This is a genomic window from Pseudomonas sp. FG29 (genome assembly GCF_057809355.1).
Genome location: NZ_JBMDJU010000050.1, coordinates 1 through 2,097 on the forward strand (window position 1 = coordinate 1; position 2,097 = coordinate 2,097).

The window sequence follows — 2,097 nt, forward strand, 5'->3', positions numbered from 1 at the left end:
GGTGAAGTACTGCGCCAGGCGCTGGCCGAGCAGTTGCCGGAGTTCATGGTGCCGGTGCGCATCCTGGTGCTGGATGCCATGCCGCTGTCGCCGAACGGCAAGCTTGATCGCAAGGCCTTGCCGGCGCCGGAGTTCGGTACTTCGGCTGTGGGTTACGTGGCACCACGCAATGATCTGGAGCGTGAGCTGGCGGCGATCTGGGCGCAGGTGCTGCAGGTCGAGCGGGTCGGTATCCACGACGACTTCTTCGAGCTGGGCGGGCATTCGCTGTTGCTGACTCAGGTCGGCATGACCCTGCGCAATCGCCTGGGCGTGACGCTGCCGCTGTACGCGTTGTTCGAGTTGAGTTCCATCCAGGCATTGGCCAGCCACCTGCAGGCGCAACGGGACAGCGCGCCCTCGCAGGAGGCCGAGCTGGAGCTGATGGACGAATTGCTGGGCGAGCTGGAGAACCTCTGATGACCATGCTGGATGCACAACTGCGCACCGTTGCCGAACGCCTGGCGGCGCTCCCCGAAGAAAAGCAACTGACCTTCCTGCAGCAACTGCGAGAGAAGGGCGTGAGCCTGGAGCGCCTGCCGATCACGCGTCAGCCCTGTGAACGTGCGCCCCTGTCGCCGGCGCAGAGCCGCTTGTGGTTCCTCTGGCAGATGGAACCGCATAGTGCGGCCTACAACATTCCGGCGGCCTTGCGCATGCGTGGCACGCTGGATACAGAGGCACTGCGCCAGGCTTTCGAGGCATTGGTGGCGCGCCATGAGACTTTGCGTACGCTGTTTCGCGAGGAAGGCGGCGAGCCGTTGCAGGTGATCCTGCCGACCCTGCCTCTGGCCATGCTGGAGGAAGATCTTTCCGCTCTGCCGTCAGACTCGCGTGAGACCGCCGCACGTGAGCGCCTGGAGCAGTTGGCGCGGCAGTCTTTCGATCTCGCCAATGGCCCGTTGCTGCGCCTGCACCTTCTGCGATTGAGCGATAGCGAGCACCTGCTGCTGCTGAACCTGCACCATATCGTCTCCGATGGTTGGTCGATGGGCGTGCTGATCGATGAGTTCGCCAGCCTCTATGGCGCCTGCGTCACAGGTCATGAAGCCAGCCTGCCGCCGTTGCCGATTCAGTACGCCGACCATGCGCGCTGGCAGCGGCTGTGGATGGCGGCGGGGGAGGAGCAGCGTCAGCTCGAGTATTGGACGCAACGCATCGGCGATCCGTCGCTGCTGCTGAGCCTGCCCAGCGACCGGCCGCGCCCGCCAGAACAGAGTTACCGGGGCGCCACGCTGGACTTCCAACTGCCCACGGCGTTGGTGAGCGAGCTGCGCAGCCTGGCGCGTAGCCAGGGGGCCAGCCTGTTCATGGTGCTGCTGGCGGCATTCGAGGTCTTGCTGGTGCGCTACAGCGGCCAGCGCGAACTGCGTATCGGCGTGCCGGTGGCCAACCGTGGTCGGGCCGAGTGCGAGCGCCTGGTGGGCTTTTTCGTCAATACCCAGGTGTTGTGCGGCGAGGTCGAGGAGCAGGCTTCCTTCGTCGAGCTGCTCGGCGCGGTACGCCAGGCTGTATTGGAGGCACAGGCCCATCAGGAGCTGCCCTTCGAGCGATTGGTGGAAGCCCTGCAACCCGAGCGTAGCCTGAGCCACAACCCGCTGTTTCAGGTGGCCTGCAACCATTTGCCCAGCGCGCAGGATGCCTTGTGCGAACTGCCCGCTGCCGATGGTGGAGCACTGACGATGGAACCTCTGCAACTGGCGACCGGCATCGCCAAGTTCGATCTGATGTTGCAGACCGAGGAGAGCCGTGAGGGCGCGGTGCGTGGGCAGTTCGCCTATGCCAGTGATCTGTTCGAGGCAGCCACCATCGAGCGCCTGTGTGGTCACTTCCTCAACTTGCTGAAGGCATTGGCGGCCGACCCGCAGTGCCCGGTGGGGCGTCTGCCGATGTTGGCCGGCGCAGAACGCGAGCAACTGCTGGGTGGCTGGAACGCCACCGAAGCGGCGTTCCCCGCTGACGTGCAATTACAAACGTTGCTGCAACAGCAGGCTACGCAAACCCCGGACGCCCTGGCACTGCAGTTCGGCGCGCAGCGCCTGAGCTATCGCGAGCTGC

The 2,097-nt window shown here is 65.0% G+C and carries 2 protein-coding genes; both read left to right on the plus strand.

Translation table 11 applies throughout. From position 1 onward, the window contains the following. Positions 1–459: phosphopantetheine-binding protein (locus tag ACODS1_RS24075; RefSeq protein ID WP_489087632.1), on the plus strand; the 459-nt coding region annotated here is incomplete at its 5' end. Next, on the plus strand, positions 459–2,097 hold a 1,639-nt coding region (locus ACODS1_RS24080), incomplete at its 3' end, for a condensation domain-containing protein (protein WP_489087633.1). The genes ACODS1_RS24075 and ACODS1_RS24080, both read left to right, overlap by 1 nt.